We start from the raw sequence: 19,493 nt of genomic DNA, 5'->3' as shown, positions 1-19,493 counted from the left end.
ATAAGGAAGGAGTGTTATTTTAATATGTATAATATCTTAGTAGTAGATGATGAGAGAGAAATAAGAGATGCAATAAATATTTACTTAAGAGGTGAAAATTTAAATGTATTTAATGCAAGTAATGGTATTGAAGCATTAGAAATTTTAGAAGAAAAAAATGTGCATTTAATAATTCTTGATATAATGATGCCTAAATTAGATGGTATAAAGACGTGCTTAAAAATTAGAGAAAACAATAATATTCCTATAATAATGCTTTCTGCTAAAGGTGAGGATTCAGATAAAATATTAGGATTAAACGTAGGGGCAGATGATTATATAACAAAACCGTTTAATCATTTAGAATTAGTAGCTAGAGTAAAATCACAGCTTCGAAGATATGAGAATCCATTATCAGTAGATAATAAAGATTTTATAAAAGTAAAAGATTTAGAAATAGATACTATAGCTAAAAGTGTTAGAGTTAGGGGAGAGGAGATTAAAGTTACAGCGACAGAATATAAGATACTTTTACTTTTAGCATCTAATCTTGGAAGAGTTTTTTCAATAAAAGAAATTTATGAAAAAGTCTGGGAAGAACCTTTTTATAAAAGTGAAAATACAGTAACAGTTCATATTAGAAGAATAAGAGAAAAAATAGAAATTAACACAAAAGACCCAGAGTATATAAAGGTGGTATGGGGAATTGGATATAAGATTGAAAAATAAAGTAAAAAAATACTTTAATAATGTCTGGCTTATAGAGATTTTATTGGTAATTGTAATAACAGGAATATGTATGGATGCACTAATAAAGTATAAAAATAGCCCTAGTACTAAATCTGGTACTGGAGTTATAGAAGCTGTATTTGATAGAAGTACATTTTGCAAAAATTCATTAAAAGCAGACAGCAAGTCTTTAAGTAAAGATATATATGACAGAACTGATGGATTAAAAAAGTTATTATATTCAACAGAACAGCAAAAGGATGAAATAAGAAAAGAAATTTTTAATAATAGTTTTTACTCAAAAAGTAATTCTCAAAAAGAATTACCAGAGGGAATTTATTTTATAATAAGAAATAAATATAATGATGATATATTTACAAATGATCCGTTTTTTGAAGGCGTAAAAAAGGTTCAAGGTGATAGTCTTTATAAAGTTATTGAGGAAAAATATAAAGGAGATCATATAATTACATATAGTTGCAATAATGTTAATTTATTTAATGATTTAATTAACGACCCTGATGATAATCTACCCGAGTATTCAGGAAAGATACTTAAGAACTTTGAAGAAATATATTACACAAGTGAAATTAAATATGTAAATAAAATAAATTCATATATAAAAGAGTTTATTTTATTTATAATAATGATTCTTATAGATGTATTTTTAATATTTAAAGTACTATATGTATTCTTAAGTAAAAAAGGAAAAGTTTTAATAAGAGGTAATATAATAAAAGATATAATATATGTATTTAAACATGTATTTAAATATAAAGGACCTAGAAGGACTTTAATAACAGCAATAGTTATAAGTATAATTTTTTATATAGTGTACTTATATCTTTTAGCAATTGGTGGAACAGAAAAAAATATAATAGTAAATTTCTTTGCAGCATATCCTTTTAAAGGAAGTTTTTTACTTATTGCGTTGCAAATGATAGTTTTATTGTATTCAATAAAAAGAAATATAGAAATCGGAATGATTAAAGATGACCTTAAAATAATAAATGATGGTAATTTTGAGCATACAATAAAAGAAATTGGAGGCGGAGAAACTAGAGAATTAATCGAAAATATAAATAAAATGAAAGAAGGATATAATATAGCTGTTGAAGAAGCACTTCAAAATGAAAGATTAAAAACAGAACTTATATCAAATGTTTCTCATGATTTAAAAACTCCATTAACATCAATAATAAATTATGTAAATATTCTTCAAGATGATAGAATATCAAATGAAGAAAGAAAAGATTATTTAAAGATATTAGAGAAAAAATCTAATAAATTAAAATCACTTATAGAAGACTTATTTGAAGTATCAAAGATAAATTCAGGAAAAATACAACTTAAAAAAGAAAAAATAGATATAGTTTCTTTAATTTATCAAGTTATAGGTGAATATTCATCTTTATATGAAAATAAAAAGATTGAGTTTAAAGTAGAGTGTGAAGAAGACCAAATAATAATGGATTTAGATGGAATAATGATTTCAAGAGTTATTGAAAATATAGTAATAAATGCACTTAAATATTCTCTTGAAGAAACAAGGGTATATGTTTCTATAATTAAAGAAGAAAATGGTGCGTTAATTTCATTTAAAAATGTAGCAAATTATGAAATGGAATTTGATGAAACGGAAATGTTTGAAAGGTTTGCAAGAGGGGATAAATCTAGAACTTCAGTTGTTGAAGGTTCTGGTCTTGGTCTTGCAATAACAAAAAGCATAGTAGAACTTCATAATGGAGTTACTAGAATTAAAAGAGATGGTGATTTATTCAAGATATATGTTTTCTTACCATTTGATGGAGATAATTATACAAAAATAGATGAGATTAAATAAAATATGTGATATATTAATAATAAATATTAAATAATATTTATTTAAGGAGTGATAATATGAAATATTTATTTGTAGAATATCCAAAATGCACAACTTGTAGAAGAGCAAAGAAATGGTTAGAAGAAAATAAAATAGATTTTGAAGATAGAGATATAAAACTTAATAACCCAAGTAAAGAAGAATTAAAAGAATGGCTTAAAAAGAGTAACTTAGAGATTAAAAAGTTTTTTAATACAAGTGGAGTATTGTATAGAGAAAAGGGAATGAAAGATAAGGTAAAAGTTTTATCAGAAGATGAACTTTTAGATATATTATCAGAAGATGGAATGATGGTAAAAAGACCATTAATTATAGGCGATAATGAAGTATTAGTTGGTTTTAAAGAAGCTGAGTGGGAAGAAAAGTTAAAGTAATAGAAAAGATCCATAATGTTATGGGTCTTTTTTATATTAGTAAGTAAATAATTAATATCTTATAGTTTGAATTGTCAAAGGATAAAGATTATTAAAATAGTGAGAATTTTAAAGATTATTAAATAAAAAGAGGTGATATAATAGTATAGCAACCTTTATAAAATTTTACACAATTAATTATAAAAACTATAATATATTAGTCAATATATTGTGTTGGTTTGGAGTAAATGCAATATAAATATACTATATATAGTTGGAGGAGAAGGCTAGTGGATATAATACGTGAACTTTGTGAGATAGGACTAAAGTCAATTAATAATAGATCGGATATATATACAATAGAAAGATTACAAGAAAAGTTAAATTTAATAATAAGACCTAATATGGGATATAAAGATATAAGGAACTCATTAATTCAGGTATCCTTAGAGCTTACTACAGATATGGAACCAGATTGGCAAAATGTAGCTTCAAGGCTATATGTTCATAAGCTTTATGATGAAGTAAAAAGTAATAGAGGTTTAAATAATGATGAAAATCTATATAGCAATTTATATAAATTTATAGAACAGTTAACGGAAGAAAAGTTATATGGTAAATATATACTTGAAAATTATTCAAAGGAAGATATATATGAATTAGAAAAAGAAATTAAACCAGAAAGAGATTTTCTTTTTACTTATAGTGGAATAAAGTTATTAAGTGAGAGATATTTAATAGAAGATTTTAATAGAAAGGTATTGGAGTTACCACAGCAAATGTTTATGGGAATAGCTATGCATTTAGCTATTCCAGAAAAGAAAGAAAATAGAATATATTGGGCAAAGAGATTTTATAATGTTTTAAGTTCATTAAAAGCAACAATGGCAACTCCAACAATGGCAAATGCAAGAAAGCCTTTCTATCAATTAAGTTCATGTTTTATAGATACTGTAAATGATAGTTTAAAAGGTATATATAAGTCATTAGATAATTTTTCTGAAGTATCAAAGTTTGGTGGCGGAATGGGAATTTATATTGGGAAAATAAGAGCTCTTGGATCACCTATTAGAGGATTTAAAGGAGCATCAGGCGGAGTAATACCTTGGGTTAAACTATTTAATGATACAGCAATAGCAGTAGATCAACTTGGAGTTAGAAATGGTTCAGTTGCTATATGGCTTGATGCTTGGCATAAAGATATACCAGAGTTTCTACAAGTAAGAACTAATAATGGGGATGATAGAAAAAAAGCTCATGATATATTTCCAGCACTTTGTTATCCAAATCTTTTCTGGAGACTTGCAGAGGAGGATATAGATGCTAATTGGTACATGATGTGCCCACATGAGATAAGACAGGTTAAAGGATATTCTTTAGAAGATTTTTATGGAGAAGAATGGGAAAAAAGATATTATGATTGTGTTCATGATGATAGAATAGATAAGCGTATAATGAAAGTCAAAGATATAGTACGTTTAATAATTAAAAGTGCTGCTGAAACTGGAACACCTTTTGCATTCTTTAGAGATGCAGCAAATAAAATGAATCCAAATAAGCATAAAGGAATGATATATTCATCAAATCTTTGTACAGAAATAATGCAAAATATGAGTGCCATGGATATAAGAGAAGCAGAAATAATTGATGAAGATGGAGAGAAAATTGTAGTTGAAAAAACTAAATCAGGAGATTTTGTTGTATGTAACCTTTCATCAATAGTTCTTGGAAATATTGATTTTACAAGAGAAGAAGAAATAGAATATGTTGTTGAAACACAGATAAGAGCTATGGATAATGTTATAGATTTAAATTATTATTCAGTTCCTTATGCAGAAATAACAAATAAAAAATATAGAGGGGTAGGACTTGGAACATCAGGTTATCATCATATGCTTGCAAATAATAGTATTCACTTTACTGCTGAAGAACATAGAGAATTTGCTGATAAAGTTTATGAAAATATAAATTATTATGCTATAAAAGCTAGCATGAAGATAGCAAAAGAAAAGGGAAGGTATAGTGAATTTGAAGGTTCAGATTGGGACAATGGAGATTACTTTAAGTTAAGAGGATATACTTCAGATAAGTGGAATAAACTAAGAGAAGAAATAAATACTTATGGTATGAGAAATGGATATCTTATGGCTATAGCACCAAATGGTTCAACTGCAACTTTAGCTGGAACTTCAGAAGGGGTAGATCCTGTAATATCAAGATTTTGGCTTGAAGAGAAAAAAGGTAGTATAGTTCCAAAGACTGCACCAAATCTTTCAGAAGATACTTATTGGTATTATAATTCAGCATATAATATAGATCAAAAATGGTGTATAGAAATGAATGGTGTAAGGCAAAGACATATAGACCAAGGTCAATCATTTAATCTTTATATAACAACTAATTATACAATGAGACAAATAATGAACCTTTATATAGATGCGTGTAAGGCTGGAGTTAAGTCAATATATTATGTAAGAAGTAAATCACTAGAAGTATCAGATTGTGAAAGTTGTTCTGCATAGAATTTTAGGAGGGTAATACTAAATGTTTGATATAAATAAAAAACCATTGTTCAATGAATTTGGAGATACAGAAACTTCAAAAAAGAAAATGATAAATGGAAATACTACAAATCTTAATGATTTTAATAATATGAAGTATACATGGGTATCAGATTGGTACAGGCAAGGTATGAATAATTTCTGGATTCCAGAAGAAATAAATTTAGCACAAGATTTAAAAGACTATAAGAAGTTAACAGAAGAAGAAAGAACTGCTTATGATAAGATATTATCATTTTTAATATTTTTAGACTCAATTCAAACAGCAAATCTTTCTAATATAAATAACTATATAACTGCAAGTGAAGTTAATCTTTGTTTAACTATTCAGGCTTTCCAAGAAGCTGTTCATTCACAAAGCTATAGTTATATGTTAGATACAATATGTTCACCTGAGAAAAGAAATGAGATATTATATCAATGGAAAGATGATAAGATACTTCTTGAAAGAAATAAATTTATAGGAGATCAATACAATAAATTTTTAAATGAACCAACAAAACATAATTTATTAAGAACAATAATGGCTAACTATATACTAGAAGGAGTATATTTTTATTCAGGTTTTATGTTCTTCTATAATTTAGAAAGAAACGGAAAGATGCCAGGTTCAGCTCAAGAAATAAGATATATAAATAGAGATGAAAATACGCATCTTTGGTTGTTTAGAAATATTATAAGAGAACTTCAAAAAGAAGAACCAGAAATATTTACAAAAGAACTTAAAGAAGAATTAATTGAAATGATGAAAATAGGTGTAGAGAATGAAATTGCTTGGGGACATTATGTAATAGGTGATACTATACAAGGAATAAATAAAAATCTTATTCAAAGCTATATAAAATATTTAGGTAATATAAGATTAATAGCAATTGGGCTTCCTAAATTATATGAAGGATATGATAATAATCCAGCAGAATGGGTGGATAGGCAAGCAAATGCTAATTCAGTTAAAACAGATTTCTTTGAAGCAAAATCAACTGCGTATGCAAAAGCAGCAACACTTATTGATGATTTATAAAAGATATTCATAAAAAGAACTAAATTATAAAAATAATTTAGTTCTTTTTTGCACTTGAATAAAAAATTAATAACTTATAAATATATTATTAAATATAGCTTTCCTTGTTTAAATAAATAATTAACAAATTAAAATATATTACCCACAAAATTAAAAATATTTGTGTTGATAAAAATTAATTTATCAAAATTATAATGATTTTTATTAATAAAATTTGAAGTTTGTGAAATTAAAGTGTATTGAAAATAAATATTCATAAAAATAGATAACTTTATTAAAAAAATATGATTAAATAAAAAATATGGATAAATAAAAAGTGTAAATTATAATTAAAGAATTTATATAAATTTTGGGGGTATAATTATGAGTGATGGAAAAGGTCAAAAGTTAACTTTAATATCATTAATTTTAATGATATTTACATCAGTATTTGGATTTACTAATATAGCTAGAGCGTATTATCTTATGGGATATGCTGCTATTCCATGGTACATAATATCTGCTATAACATTCTTTATACCATATGCATTTATGATGTGTGAATATGGAGCTGCATTTAGAAAAGAAAAAGGCGGTATTTACTCATGGATGAATAGGTCAGTTGGAGAAAAGTATGCATTTATAGTTACATTTATGTGGTATGCATCAAATATAATTTGGATGGTATCAGTTTCTTCATCAATATGGGTTCCATTATCAAATTTAGTATTTGGTATAGATAGAACATCAACATTATCAATATTTGGATTAAGTGCACCAAAGACAATGGCAATATTTGCAGTAATATTACTTCTTGTCATTACATTTACAGCATCAAAGGGATTAAATAAAATAACAAAAGTTACATCAATAGGAGGAGCTTTTTCAGCTTTTGCTAACATATTATTATTTATAATATCAATAATAATTCTTGCTTTAAATGGATTTAAATTTGCACAACCAATAGATGCACATGCATTAGTTTCATCACCTAATCCATCATACCAATCACCAATAGGAATTTTAGGATTTTTAGTTTTTGCTATATTTGCTTATGGTGGAATTGAAGTTATAGGTGGTTTAGTTGACCAAACAAAAGATGCAGAAAAAACATTCCCTAAAGGAATAAAAATTTCAGCTATAGTTATTGCAACAGCGTATTCAATAGAAATTTTATGTGTAGGATTTTTTACTAACTGGAATGTTGCTTTAAATGATAAAACTGTTAATATGGCAAATGTAGCATATATAGTAATGGGTAACTTAGGATATTCATTAGGTCAGGCTTTACATTTATCAGCATCAACATGTCACATATTGTATAGTATATTTGCAAGATTTATAGGACTTTCAATGTTCTTAGCCTTAATGGGAGCATTCTTTACAATTATATATTCACCACTTAAGCAACTTATAGAAGGAACTCCAAAAGGAATATGGCCAAAGTCATGGGTAGTTCTTGATAAAAATAATATGCCAAGAAATGCTATGATAGTTCAATGTGCTATAGTAATTGCAATAATATTAATTACATCTTTTGGTGGAGAATCAGTATCTAAGTTCTTAAACTACTTAATACTTATGGGAAATGTTGCAATGACAGTGCCTTATGTGTTTATAGCATTAGCATTTATCCCATTTAAGAAAAATAAGGATATAGATAAACCTTTTGAAGTGTTTAAAACACATACATCAACAACTATATGGACAATAATTGTTGTTATTACAATAACTTTTGCAAATATATTCACTATAATACAACCAATTATAGAATCAAAGGATTACGTAGCTACAATATTCCAAATAGCAGGACCAATAGTATTTGGAGGAGCTGCAATAATCTTATATGATAGATATGAAAGAAAGAAAAAGAAATTAGGTTAATTTAAATAATGTGCACAATAAAATTATAATTTTATTGTGCACATTAAAGTTTAATGAATTATTATTGATAAAAGTTTTTATAAAAAATAAAAAGATTACATTAAAAGTATTAGTTTGAGTAGAATATAACATATAGATATATATTATAAATGTAGTATAGAACAACTATATATTGTATTAATTTAAAAAAATAAATAAAAATTGTATAAATTTAATAATAATCAATAAAATGAAATTATTTACAACAATATGTGTATTAAATATTATAATAAATGACAAAAAAAATTATAATATGTCTTAACAAGTCGATAAATTATGATATAATTATTAAAGGTTGTACTTAACATTGTAAAAGTTATCATAAGATTAGTTATTAGATAACATTTTTTTTTATGTACTTAATTTTCAGAAAAGTAACATAATTAAGGAGGGTTTTATTATGAAAAAAGGTATTGCTGCTTCAAAAGGATACGCAATAGGAAAAGTATTCTTACAAGAGCATGAAGAAATAGTAATAACAGATGAGAAAATCACAGATGTAATCGCAGAAAAAGAAAAATTACAAAAAGCACTAGATGCAGCTAGGGAGCAGCTAGAAGGAATAAAAGCTAAAGCCGCTGTTGAAATGGGAGAAGAAAAGGCTGCTGTGTTTGAGGCACACATAACTTTACTTGATGATCCAGAATTTACAGGCGCTATGGCTATGGAAATAGAGAATAATAGCTTAAATGCAATGAAAGCTGTTGAAAATGTAACAAATACTTTCGTTATGATATTTGAATCAATGGAAGATGCTTACATGAGAGAAAGAGCAGCTGATATAAAAGACGTTTCAAAGAGAATAATTTCAAACTTAGCTGGAAAAGGCGGAGATGCTTTTGCAATAACTGAAGGAAATACTATAGTTGTTGCTGAAGATTTAACTCCATCAGATACAGCTCAATTAGATAGAAGTAAAGTTGTAGCTTTCTTAACTAACATTGGAGGAAGAACTTCACACTCAGCTATTATGGCTAGAACATTAGAAATTCCTGCAGTTGTTGGTCTTGGAGATATAACAAAATCAGTTAAAACTGGAGACTCAATAATAGTTGATGGTATTGAAGGAATTGTTATTATAAATCCAGATGAAGCTACAGTTAAAGAATATGAATCAAAAAGAGAAGCTTTCTTAAAAGAGCAAGAAGAACTTAAGAAGTTAATCGAAGTTAAAACAGTAACTAAATCAGGAAAAAGAATTGAAGTTTGCGGAAACATTGGAAAAGCAGAGGATGTTGAAGGTGTTTTAGCTAATGGTGGAGATGGAATAGGACTATTTAGAACTGAATTTTTATATATGGATAGAGATAGTGCTCCAACAGAAGAAGAGCAATATGAAGCATATAAATATGTTTTAGAAAAGATGAATGGAAATCAAGTTGTTATAAGAACTCTTGATATTGGTGGAGATAAGACTTTACCATATTTACCATTACCAGAAGAAATGAATCCATTCTTAGGATATAGAGCAATTAGACTTTGTTTAGATAGAAAAGAATTATTCAAAGTACAATTAAGAGCATTACTTAGAGCTTCAGTATACGGAAATCTTGCAGTAATGTTCCCAATGATTTCAGGAATTCAAGAATTCAGATCAGCTAAGGAAGTTGTTGAAGAGTGTAAGGCTGAACTTAAAGCAGAAGGAAAAGAATTCTCAGATTCAATTCAATGGGGAATCATGGTAGAAATACCAGCTGCTGCTGTTATGGCTGATGAATTAGCTAAAGAAGTGGATTTCTTCTCAATAGGAACAAATGACTTAATTCAATACACATTAGCTGCAGATAGAATGAGTGAAAAGGTATCATACCTTTACAACCCAATGCATCCAGCTGTACTTAGATTAATAAAGATGACTATAGATGGAGCACACAAGCATGGTAAATGGGTTGGAATGTGCGGAGAAATGGCAGGAGATGAAGCTGCTATACCAACATTAGTAGAATATGGATTAGATGAATTCTCAATGAGTGCATCATCAATATTAACTGCTAAGAAGATTATTTTAGATCAAGAATAATATATTTTTCTATAAATAACACAATTTAAATAAGATAATTACCCAGTATTTAAGCGTGAACTTTTGTTCACGCTTATTATAATTTAAAAGTATTATAATAAGTTGTGATAAAATATGTGTATATTTAATAGTTATTGGAGGTGACTTTGTGGATAAAGTTTTTAAGATGTTTATTACTTTTTTCAAAATAGGAGCATTTACTTTTGGTGGAGGATATGCAATGATTCCTATAATTGAAGAAGAAGTAGTTAAAAAACAGAGTTGGGTATCTAAAGAGGAATTTATGGACATTTTAGTTGTATCTCAGAGTTTTCCAGGTGCAATGGCTGTAAATTGCTCTATTTTTATCGGATATAATATAGCAGGTTTTATTGGCGCTGTTGTTGCTCTTATTGGAGTTGCATTACCATCCTTTTTAATAATACTTTTTATTGCAACATTATTTATGCAGTTTAGACATAATTACTATGTTAATCTTGCTTTTAAGGGGATATCTTCTGCAGTTCCAATTTTGGTTTTAACGGGAGTGTTTAGCTTAGCTAAAGGTATAAATAGAAATTTAAGAAACATAATTATATTATTATTAGCATTAATTGCATTAATAGTATTTAACATTAATCCAATAATAGTAATAGTAACTTCCGCTATATATGGAGCTATATTTTTAAGAAAGAAGGTTGAATAGCTTGAACTTAATATTAAAACTATATTTAGTATTTTTAAAAATAGGTGCTGTAAGTTTTGGCGGCGGTTATGCTATGATACCTTTTATTCAAAGAGAAATAATATACAATTATAAATGGATAGATATAAATCAATTTATGGATATAATAGGAATCTCTCAAATGACGCCAGGTCCGATAGCAATAAATTCTGCTACTTTTGTTGGATTTAAGGTTTCTGGTATTTTAGGAAGCTTAGCAGCAACTTTAGGTGTTGTTACAATGTCTTTTATATTAGTATCTATTGCATCAAAGGCAATGGAAAAGTTTAAAAAATCAAAAGTTTTAAAAGGTGCATTACTTGCAATGAGACCTGTACTTATAGCTTTAATAATACAAGCTTTTTTTGATTTAGCAAAAGATGCTTATGTAGATATAAAATCAATTATTATAACTATAATAATTGGTATATTACTATTTTCTAAGAAAGTACATCCAATAATATCTATAATACTTTCAGCAATATTTGGAATTATAATATATTCTAACTTTTAAACAGATAATCACTATGATTAACATAAGGTTAATAAGTTATTAATTAACAATCATTATTGAGTATTATTAAGATATATATATATAATTCAATAAAAAACATCTGTAAAGGTTAATTTTAAAAAAATTTAATAAAATAATGAGATTGAATATTTTAAATTAAAGTAATATTATTTATCCATATTAGGGATAGACATTAAGGCGGAATTTAAATATAAATTATTTTAGTTAAACGTTAGGAGGTTGTTTTTTATGAATTCTTTTATGAAAGATATTAAAAAAAATAGTGATGTATTACATGATGTTGCTGAGAAAACAGGATTTTTAAAGGATTTACTTGATGGTAAAGTAACAAGAGAAAGTTATTCAGAATACTTATTTAATCTTTATGAAATATATAAAACTATAGAATTTAATTTAGAAAAGTATTCAACTAATGAAGTTGTTAAGGAATTTGCAATTAAAGAAGTATATCGTTCAGAAGAAATATATAAGGATTTGAGATTTTTATTAGGAGAAAAATTAAAATCAATGAATATCCTTGCATCAACAAAGGCTTATATTGAAAGAATTAATGAACTTGGAAGAGAAAATCCAGAACTTTTAGTTGCACATGCTTATACTAGATATTTAGCGGATCTTTTTGGTGGAAGAACTATATATGCTATGTTAAAAGAAACATATAAAATCGAAGAAGAAGGCTTAAATTATTATAAATATAAATCATTAGAAGATGGAGATAGTATGAGAGTATTTATTATGAATTATCATAATAAATTAAATAATATTAATTTAAATGATAGTTTAAAAGAGAAATTTATAGATGAAGTGGCTAATTCATATGTTTATAACATAGCTATCTCAAATGAATTGGTATTCTCAAAACAATAAAATATATTTAATAAATTTAAAGAGATAATCTAACTTAGATTATCTCTTTTTGTATTTTAAATAAGTTATAAATGGGAAAAACTAAAGATATATTTTATTAGGAGTGATATTTATATGATTAAGATTATAAAAAATATAGAGATTTATAGTCCAGAAAGTTTAGGAAAAAAGGATGTTGTAATAGTTAATGATAAAATAGAAGGAATATATAATAATATTTCAATTCCAAAAGATTTTATTAATATTGATGTTTATGATGGAGAAAATAAGTACTTATTTCCAGGATTTATAGATGCACATGTACATTTAATTGGTGGCGGTGGTGAAGGAGGATTTAAAACAAGAACACCAGAAATTCAACTTAGTAATTTAACAAGAGCAGGAATAACAACGGTTAATGGATGCATTGGAACAGATGGTGTGTGTAGAAATATGAGAGAATTACTAGCTAAGGTTAAGTCACTTAATGAAGAAGGTATTACTGCAACATGTTATACAGGTTCTTATGAAGTTCCAGTAAAAACAATGACAGATAGTATTAAAGGTGATTTAATGCTTATTAATGAAGTAATAGGTGTTGGAGAAATTGCATTATCTGATAATAGAAGTTCTCAACCAAGATTTGATGAGTTTATAAATTTAGTAGCACAGGCGAGAGTTGGTGGTCTTTTGTCTGGAAAAGCAGGAGTTGTTAATGCTCATTTAGGTGGAGGAGCAAGAAAGTTGGATTTCTTATTTAGAATGTTAGAAGAGTCTGAAATTCCGTCTACTCAAGTTATACCAACTCATATGAGTAGGACAAAAGAACTATTAAATGCTGGAATTGAATGGACAAAGAAAGGGGGATATATAGATATCACAACAAGCTCAGACCCAAAGCATTTAGAAGAAGGAGAATTAATAGCTTCAGATGCTTTGGAATATTTATTAAATAATAAAGTTAAAATAAATCAAATAACATTTACCTCAGATGGAAATGGAAGTATGCCTGTTTTTAATGAATCAGGAGAATTAGAAGGTTTAGGTATTTGTAGTGTAGATAGTCTTTATGATGAAGTTAAAAAGATTATTAATAAGGGTAATGTAAAAATAGAAGATGCAATTAAAGTTATAACATCAAATGTGGCTGATGCACTTAAATTAAATAATAAAGGAAGAATAGAAAAGTTTAAGGATGCAGATTTGGTTATTGTTAATAAGGATGACTTATCAATAGATAAAGTTATTGCTATGGGAAGGTTAATGGTTAATAGTGGAGAGCCTATTTTACGTGGAACATTTGAGGAAGCTATAGAAAAATCTTTCTATATAAAAAAGTAAAATCAATATAATTAAATTAATGTTGAGGATTGATATTAGAATAAATAAATTAAATTAGCTTTGGATAATATTCTTATTAGAAATATTAATTTTATTTAAAGCATATTTTTCAAATTAAGATTCAATTTTTAAGTAAAATTTATAAGGTTTTTAGTGTAAGTATACGGCTTATATGTTATTTGATTTTCTGAAGTAGGTACTTACACTTTTTTTGAGCAAATTTGTCCACATATATTTATTTTATAGTGTGAATTGATTAGGTTTTATGTGGATATATTTTACTAATATGTTGATAACTAATTAATATTATTCACCTAAGTAAATATGTAATAAAAATAATTAAGTTATTTATAATAAACAATGTAGGATTATGTGGTTATAGGTTATTACTTATAATAACAATAAAGAATAACTTTTTTACATGTCCAAATAAAGGGAGTAAAATTAATTATAGAGTTATAATTAAAAAATTATTAGAGGTGAATTAGAGTGAATAGATTAAATGAGATATTAAGAGAAGAAATCATTCAATTTAGAGAAAATGGACATAAGTTTTTAAATAAAGAACTTAATGTAGCACAGTTTAAAGGAATATCTGGAGGATTAGGTGTATATGCGCACAGAGGTGGAAAGGAGTTTATGATAAGATTAAAAACTCCTTCAGGAAGAATATCTAAAGAGGACTTGTGCAAAATATATGAATGGGCTAATAGATATAATTTAGAATGGGTTCATCCAACAACAAGGCAAGCAATACAATTACATGGATTAGGAATAGATGATGTATGTGATATAATGGAAGAAGCTTTAGAGTATGGAATATATACAAGAGGTTCAGGTGGAAACTTCCCAAGAAACGTTGCTATATCACCTCTTTCAGGAGTAGAAAAAAATGAAGCATTTGATGTTACTCCTTATGCAGAAGAATTAAATAAGCATATAATGCAAAAAGTTTATACATATAAATTACCAAGAAAAATAAAAGTTGCTATGGCAACAAATATTGAAGATGCACCTCATGTAACTTCAACAGATTTAGGATTTTTAGCAATAAACAAAGATGGTGAAAAGTTATTTAAAGTTTATTTAGCAGGTGGACTTGGAAGAAATCCAAGACTTTCAATAGAATATGATGAGCTTATAAAAGCAGAAGATGTTTTATATCATTTTGAAGCTATGAAAAATCTATTTATAGCTGAAGGAGATTATGAAAATAAAAATAAAGCTCGTATAAGATATATTGCAGATAGAATGGGAAATGAAGAATTCATTAAGTGTTATAAGAAACATTTAGAAGAAGTTAAGTCACAAGATTTAAAAATACATGTAAAAGAAACAGAAATAATTAAGAAAGGAATAAAAACAGAAATTAAGGATAATAGACTTATAGAACAAAAGCAAGATGGTCTTTATAGTGTGTATTTTCATCCGATTGGTGGAATATTAAAAATGCAAGATTTAAAATCTATAATAGATGCAACAAAAGATATTGATTATGTAGATTTTAGACTTTCATTAAAAGAAGGAATTTTTATAAGAAATCTTAATGGAAAAGAAGCAGAATTATTATTAGAGCTTACTAAAGGAAAAGGTGGAGAGCTAAAAATAATGCAATCTGTATCATGCATAGGTGTGCCAATATGTCAAATGGGGTTAAGAAATAGTCAAGGTTTATTAAAAAGCATATTAGATAAGTTATCAAATGAAAAGATTCATAAAGATTTACTTCCTTTAGTTAATATTTCAGGTTGTCAAAATTCATGTGGAGTTCATGAAATAGGAAGTATAGGATTTGCAGGAAAAACAAAGAGAGTTAATGATGCACCAAAAAATTGCTTTGAGTTACATGTTAATGGTAGCTTTGAAGTAGGAAGTGCAAGATTAGGAGAATATTATGGAGATATGTTAGAAGAAGAAATTCCAAACTTCATATATGATTTATACTTAGAACTTGAAAAAGCTAATTTAAACTTTGAATCATGGTACTGTGACAATACTGAAAAATTTAATAATATAGCTAAAAAATATTTGGTTTAATTAATAAGAGGGTAAGCATATAATGTTTGCCCTTTTATTTTATTTAAGTTTAATTGTTTAAATTTGGAAGATGAAATTTTGGATTATATCATATAAATTTCTTTATAAAGTCAAATAATAATATAGAATTATTAAAAATCTTTTAATTCTTACTTAATTAATAAGAATTAACTAGAAAATTAATTAAAAATAATTTATAATTAATAATAAATATTAATAGAAATATTTTATTGATGGAGGTGGAATATGTTTTTTCAAAATATAGATGGCAAAAAGATTTATTCAAATCTTTTAAAAGGAAAATGGGAAATTAAAAATAATGATAATATAATAGAAATAAAGTCTCCAATAAATGGAGAAACAGTAGGTTTTGTTGAAGCTATGAGTAAGGAAGCTGTTGATGAAGCAATAAATGTAGCAAAGGAAACTCAGTTAAGCTGGAGAGATGTACCTACAAATGAAAAATCAAAATTACTTCATAATGTTGCTGATCTTTTAGAAGAAAGAATAGAAGAAATGGCAGATGTTATGGTTATTGAAATAGGTAAAGATAGAAGAAGTTGTATGTCAGAAATAAAAAGAACTGCAGACTTAATAAGGTTTACCGCTGATACTGCTGAAAATATAAAAGGGGAATCAATTCCAGGAGATTCATTCCCAGGATTTAAAAATGATAAAATCTCAATAGTTACTAGAGAACCTTTAGGAGTAGTTCTTGCAATATCACCATTTAATTATCCAGTTAATTTAGCTGCATCAAAGATTGCACCAGCTTTAATGGCGGGAAATACCGTTGTATTTAAGCCTGCAACTCAGGGAAGCATTTGTGGACTTTATCTTGCTAAAGCATTTAATGAAGCAGGAATACCTAGTGGAGTATTAAATACAATAACAGGTAAAGGTAGTGAAATAGGAGATTATGTAGTAACACATAAAGATATTGATTTTGTAAACTTTACTGGAAGTAGTGAAGTAGGTAAAAGAATATCAAGAATTACTGAAATGAAACCACTTTTAATGGAACTTGGTGGAAAAGATGCTGCAATAGTATTAGAAGATGCAGATTTAACTTTAGCTGCTAAGAATATAGTTTCTGGTGCTTTTTCTTACTCAGGCCAAAGATGTACAGCAGTTAAAAGAGTATTGGTATTAGATACTATAGCAGATAAATTAGTAGAAGAAATATTACATAAAATAGATTCTGTTACAGTTGGTAATCCTTTAGAAGGAGATTTTACTGTAGGACCTTTAATTAATTCAAAATCATGTGATTTTGTAGAAGGTTTAATAGAAGATGCTAAAAATAAAGGTGCTAAACTTTTATTAGGTGGAGAGAGAAAAGGAAATATTATAATGCCAACATTATTTGATAATGTTACAACTGATATGAGGATTGCTTGGGAAGAACCTTTTGGTCCTGTTCTTCCTATAATTAGAGTAAAAAGTGCAGATGAAGCAATAAAAATTGCAAATGAATCAGAATATGGTCTTCAATCATCTGTATTTACAAATGATATAAATAAAGCTTTTTATGTTGCAAATAGATTAGAAGTTGGTACAGTTCAAGTAAATAATAAAACAGAAAGAGGTCCAGACCATTTCCCATTCTTAGGAGTAAAATCATCAGGTATGGGAACACAAGGTGTTCAATATTCAATTGAGGCTATGTCTAGACCTAAAGCTACAGTAATAAACTTAAAATAAAAAGAGGTTCCTAACTAGGAACCTCTTTTTATTTTTTAAAAAATGTATGATTACCAATTCTTTTAGTATCCTTTTTTGATGTTTCCTTCATCCAAGAACAAGTAGCTATTGAAGGATTATAATAGAATAAAGCTTCATTAGTCGGATCTTTACCTCTTATAGCTTCATAAACTGCATCATAGCACGCATTAGTAGGATTAGCTTCTAATTTTCCATTTACAACACATGAAAAAGCATTTTTTTGAAATATTACGCCATTTATTGTATTTGGAAATTGAGGGTGCATAACTCTATTTAATACAACAGACGCTACTGCTACTTTCCCTTCAAATGGTTCTCCACGACTTTCGCAATAAACAAGCTTAGCCATTAAATCAATATCTGCTTTAGATATTATTAATTGATTACCATTGTGGTTGAAGACTTCTATATTATTGTTTGAAATTTTTTTACTATCATTAGTAGTTGTATTATTGCTTGTAGTTTTATTTTTTAAATCTTTAGAAGTATCAATATTAGTCTTGCTTGCGATTAAGTCTAATTTTTCATCTTGTAATGATATATAATCAAATAAATTAATTACAGAAGCGTTTGCTTCTATGGAAGATATCATCATTAAGGAAAATAATATAAGACTTATAAACTTTTTCATAAATAACCTCCTTTTACAAGCTAGTCGAATAATAGTATTACCTGAAAAAAGAGATTTTATTCTTAATTTCTTTTAAATAAATCTAAGTTTTTATTGAAGTTATCTAAGGAACTTATAAATTTATTATAATTAGAAAAACAGTCATCATAATGTGATAATGGTAATTCATTATTTTCTTTAAGATCTTTATATAATATATCCTTTAATGAGTAGGAATAATTTTCATAACATTTAATTGTGTCTTTTAATAATTCATTTATTTTAATAGCATCTTCGGGAATGCTTAATGAATATAAATCATTTTTAATATTCGTAAAAATTAAATTTTTATTCTCTAAATCTTCTATTAAAACATATAAACTTCTATTATTCTTCTTTATGTCTTCTAATGCTGGCTTTAAATCTTCTTTTATTTCAATAAATTTATTTGATATTTTATCTACGCCTAAAATATAATCTGATATTTTTTCTTTGTTAATATCTTTCATTATGTTAATTTTAATCATAGTATTAAAATAAGATATTGATTTATTAAAGAATTCAATAGAATCTTCTGAAATTACTTTTTTTATTCTAAAGTTTGATAACTTTGAGTTATTATCTTTAAAATCATCTAATGATGTTTTATACTGGGTTATTTTATCATTTAATTTTGGGTTTGCTGGATTCATGAATATAGAAAGACTTTGTTCGCATAATGATATGTTTAAATTTAATGTATTAAGTAGTTGTTCTTTAGCTAGATTTACATCCTCTGGTACATTCATTGTTTCAAGAGGTATTTTAATATTATTTAAATTAACTATTGCTAAAGAAAGTGAATTTTTTGCAGAGTCTGTGTTTATACTTTCTGCTTCTATAGAATCTTTGAAAGTATCATTTATTGATGAAATTTCTTTTGAAATTTTATTAAGTTTTGTAATGCTTCTACTAGAAGGAGTTATTTTGGTTATAATAAGCAGTAAAAATGGAGTTAACATAATTATTAAAAAAATGATTATAAGTTTTTTTTTGTTTTTAATGTATTTTAGTATTTTTTCTAAATTTAATTTTTTATTATTTTCCACTTAAGTGCCTCCTTTTCATAATCTAAATAAAGTAATCTTTAAATTATATTAGATAAGGTTTTAAATTATTATTAAAAATAGAAAAAAGTAAAAGACTTGTTATATTAAGCTTTGTGTATTTGGTGTATAATTTATAAAAGACATAAGAAAAAAAGGGGTGA

The 19,493-nt window shown here is 26.5% G+C and carries 15 protein-coding genes; 13 read left to right on the top strand and 2 right to left on the bottom strand.

Annotated features, from left to right (window positions below; translation table 11 throughout):
* Nucleotides 1-24 precede the first annotated feature (24 nt).
* From AC4FQW_RS10015 to AC4FQW_RS09955, 13 genes are all read left to right on the top strand, one after another.
* Nucleotides 25-708, top strand: a complete 684-nt coding sequence (locus AC4FQW_RS10015) for a response regulator transcription factor (RefSeq protein ID WP_303129666.1) — start codon at nt 25-27, stop codon at nt 706-708.
* A complete protein-coding gene (locus AC4FQW_RS10010; protein WP_303129669.1) occupies nt 686-2,551 on the top strand; it encodes a HAMP domain-containing sensor histidine kinase in 1,866 nt (621 codons plus the stop codon). The genes AC4FQW_RS10015 and AC4FQW_RS10010 overlap by 23 nt, the downstream gene beginning before the upstream one ends.
* A 56-nt stretch (nt 2,552-2,607) precedes the next feature.
* On the top strand, nt 2,608-2,964 hold the full coding sequence (locus AC4FQW_RS10005) for an arsenate reductase family protein (RefSeq protein ID WP_303129670.1): 357 nt from the start codon (nt 2,608-2,610) through the stop codon (nt 2,962-2,964).
* A 311-nt stretch (nt 2,965-3,275) separates the two neighbouring features.
* On the top strand, nt 3,276-5,465 hold the full coding sequence (locus AC4FQW_RS10000; protein WP_491148966.1) for a ribonucleoside-diphosphate reductase subunit alpha: 2,190 nt from the start codon (nt 3,276-3,278) through the stop codon (nt 5,463-5,465).
* 22 nt (nt 5,466-5,487) lie between these two features.
* Complete coding sequence (locus AC4FQW_RS09995) at nt 5,488-6,525, top strand: ribonucleotide-diphosphate reductase subunit beta (RefSeq protein WP_491148881.1); 1,038 nt, start codon at nt 5,488-5,490, stop codon at nt 6,523-6,525.
* Nucleotides 6,526-6,888: 363 nt separating this feature from the next.
* Nucleotides 6,889-8,388, top strand: a complete 1,500-nt coding sequence (yjeM, locus tag AC4FQW_RS09990; RefSeq protein ID WP_303129673.1) for a glutamate/gamma-aminobutyrate family transporter YjeM — start codon at nt 6,889-6,891, stop codon at nt 8,386-8,388.
* Nucleotides 8,389-8,827: 439 nt separating this feature from the next.
* On the top strand, nt 8,828-10,447 hold the full coding sequence (ptsP, locus tag AC4FQW_RS09985; protein ID WP_491148880.1) for a phosphoenolpyruvate--protein phosphotransferase: 1,620 nt from the start codon (nt 8,828-8,830) through the stop codon (nt 10,445-10,447).
* A 148-nt stretch (nt 10,448-10,595) separates the two neighbouring features.
* Complete coding sequence (locus AC4FQW_RS09980) at nt 10,596-11,132, top strand: chromate transporter (protein WP_303130407.1); 537 nt, start codon at nt 10,596-10,598, stop codon at nt 11,130-11,132.
* 1 nt (nt 11,133) lies between these two features.
* A complete protein-coding gene (locus AC4FQW_RS09975) occupies nt 11,134-11,664 on the top strand; it encodes a chromate transporter (RefSeq protein WP_303130405.1) in 531 nt (176 codons plus the stop codon).
* Between the two features lie 249 nt (nt 11,665-11,913).
* A complete protein-coding gene (locus AC4FQW_RS09970) occupies nt 11,914-12,552 on the top strand; it encodes a biliverdin-producing heme oxygenase (protein ID WP_303130404.1) in 639 nt (212 codons plus the stop codon).
* Nucleotides 12,553-12,666: 114 nt separating this feature from the next.
* Nucleotides 12,667-13,872, top strand: a complete 1,206-nt coding sequence (gene iadA / locus AC4FQW_RS09965) for a beta-aspartyl-peptidase (protein ID WP_491148878.1) — start codon at nt 12,667-12,669, stop codon at nt 13,870-13,872.
* Between the two features lie 489 nt (nt 13,873-14,361).
* Nucleotides 14,362-15,909: a nitrite/sulfite reductase gene (locus tag AC4FQW_RS09960; protein ID WP_491148876.1), complete on the top strand. Its 1,548-nt coding sequence runs from the start codon at nt 14,362-14,364 to the stop codon at nt 15,907-15,909.
* 246 nt (nt 15,910-16,155) lie between these two features.
* Nucleotides 16,156-17,613 carry an NADP-dependent glyceraldehyde-3-phosphate dehydrogenase gene (locus tag AC4FQW_RS09955; RefSeq protein ID WP_303130396.1) on the top strand — a complete coding sequence of 486 codons (1,458 nt, stop codon included), beginning with the start codon at nt 16,156-16,158 and terminating at the stop codon, nt 17,611-17,613.
* A 28-nt stretch (nt 17,614-17,641) separates the two neighbouring features.
* Here AC4FQW_RS09955 and AC4FQW_RS09950 read toward each other — a convergent pair whose 3' ends face one another.
* Nucleotides 17,642-18,265 carry a cell wall hydrolase gene (locus tag AC4FQW_RS09950; RefSeq protein WP_491148875.1) on the bottom strand — a complete coding sequence of 208 codons (624 nt, stop codon included), beginning with the start codon at nt 18,263-18,265 and terminating at the stop codon, nt 17,642-17,644.
* Between the two features lie 62 nt (nt 18,266-18,327).
* Nucleotides 18,328-19,332, bottom strand: coding sequence for a hypothetical protein (locus AC4FQW_RS09945; protein WP_491148874.1), 1,005 nt, complete (start codon nt 19,330-19,332; stop codon nt 18,328-18,330).
* Nucleotides 19,333-19,493 lie beyond the last annotated feature (161 nt).

Source organism: Clostridium sp. TJA085 (assembly GCF_058310235.1).
This window is presented reverse-complemented; position numbering and strand designations above follow the sequence as displayed.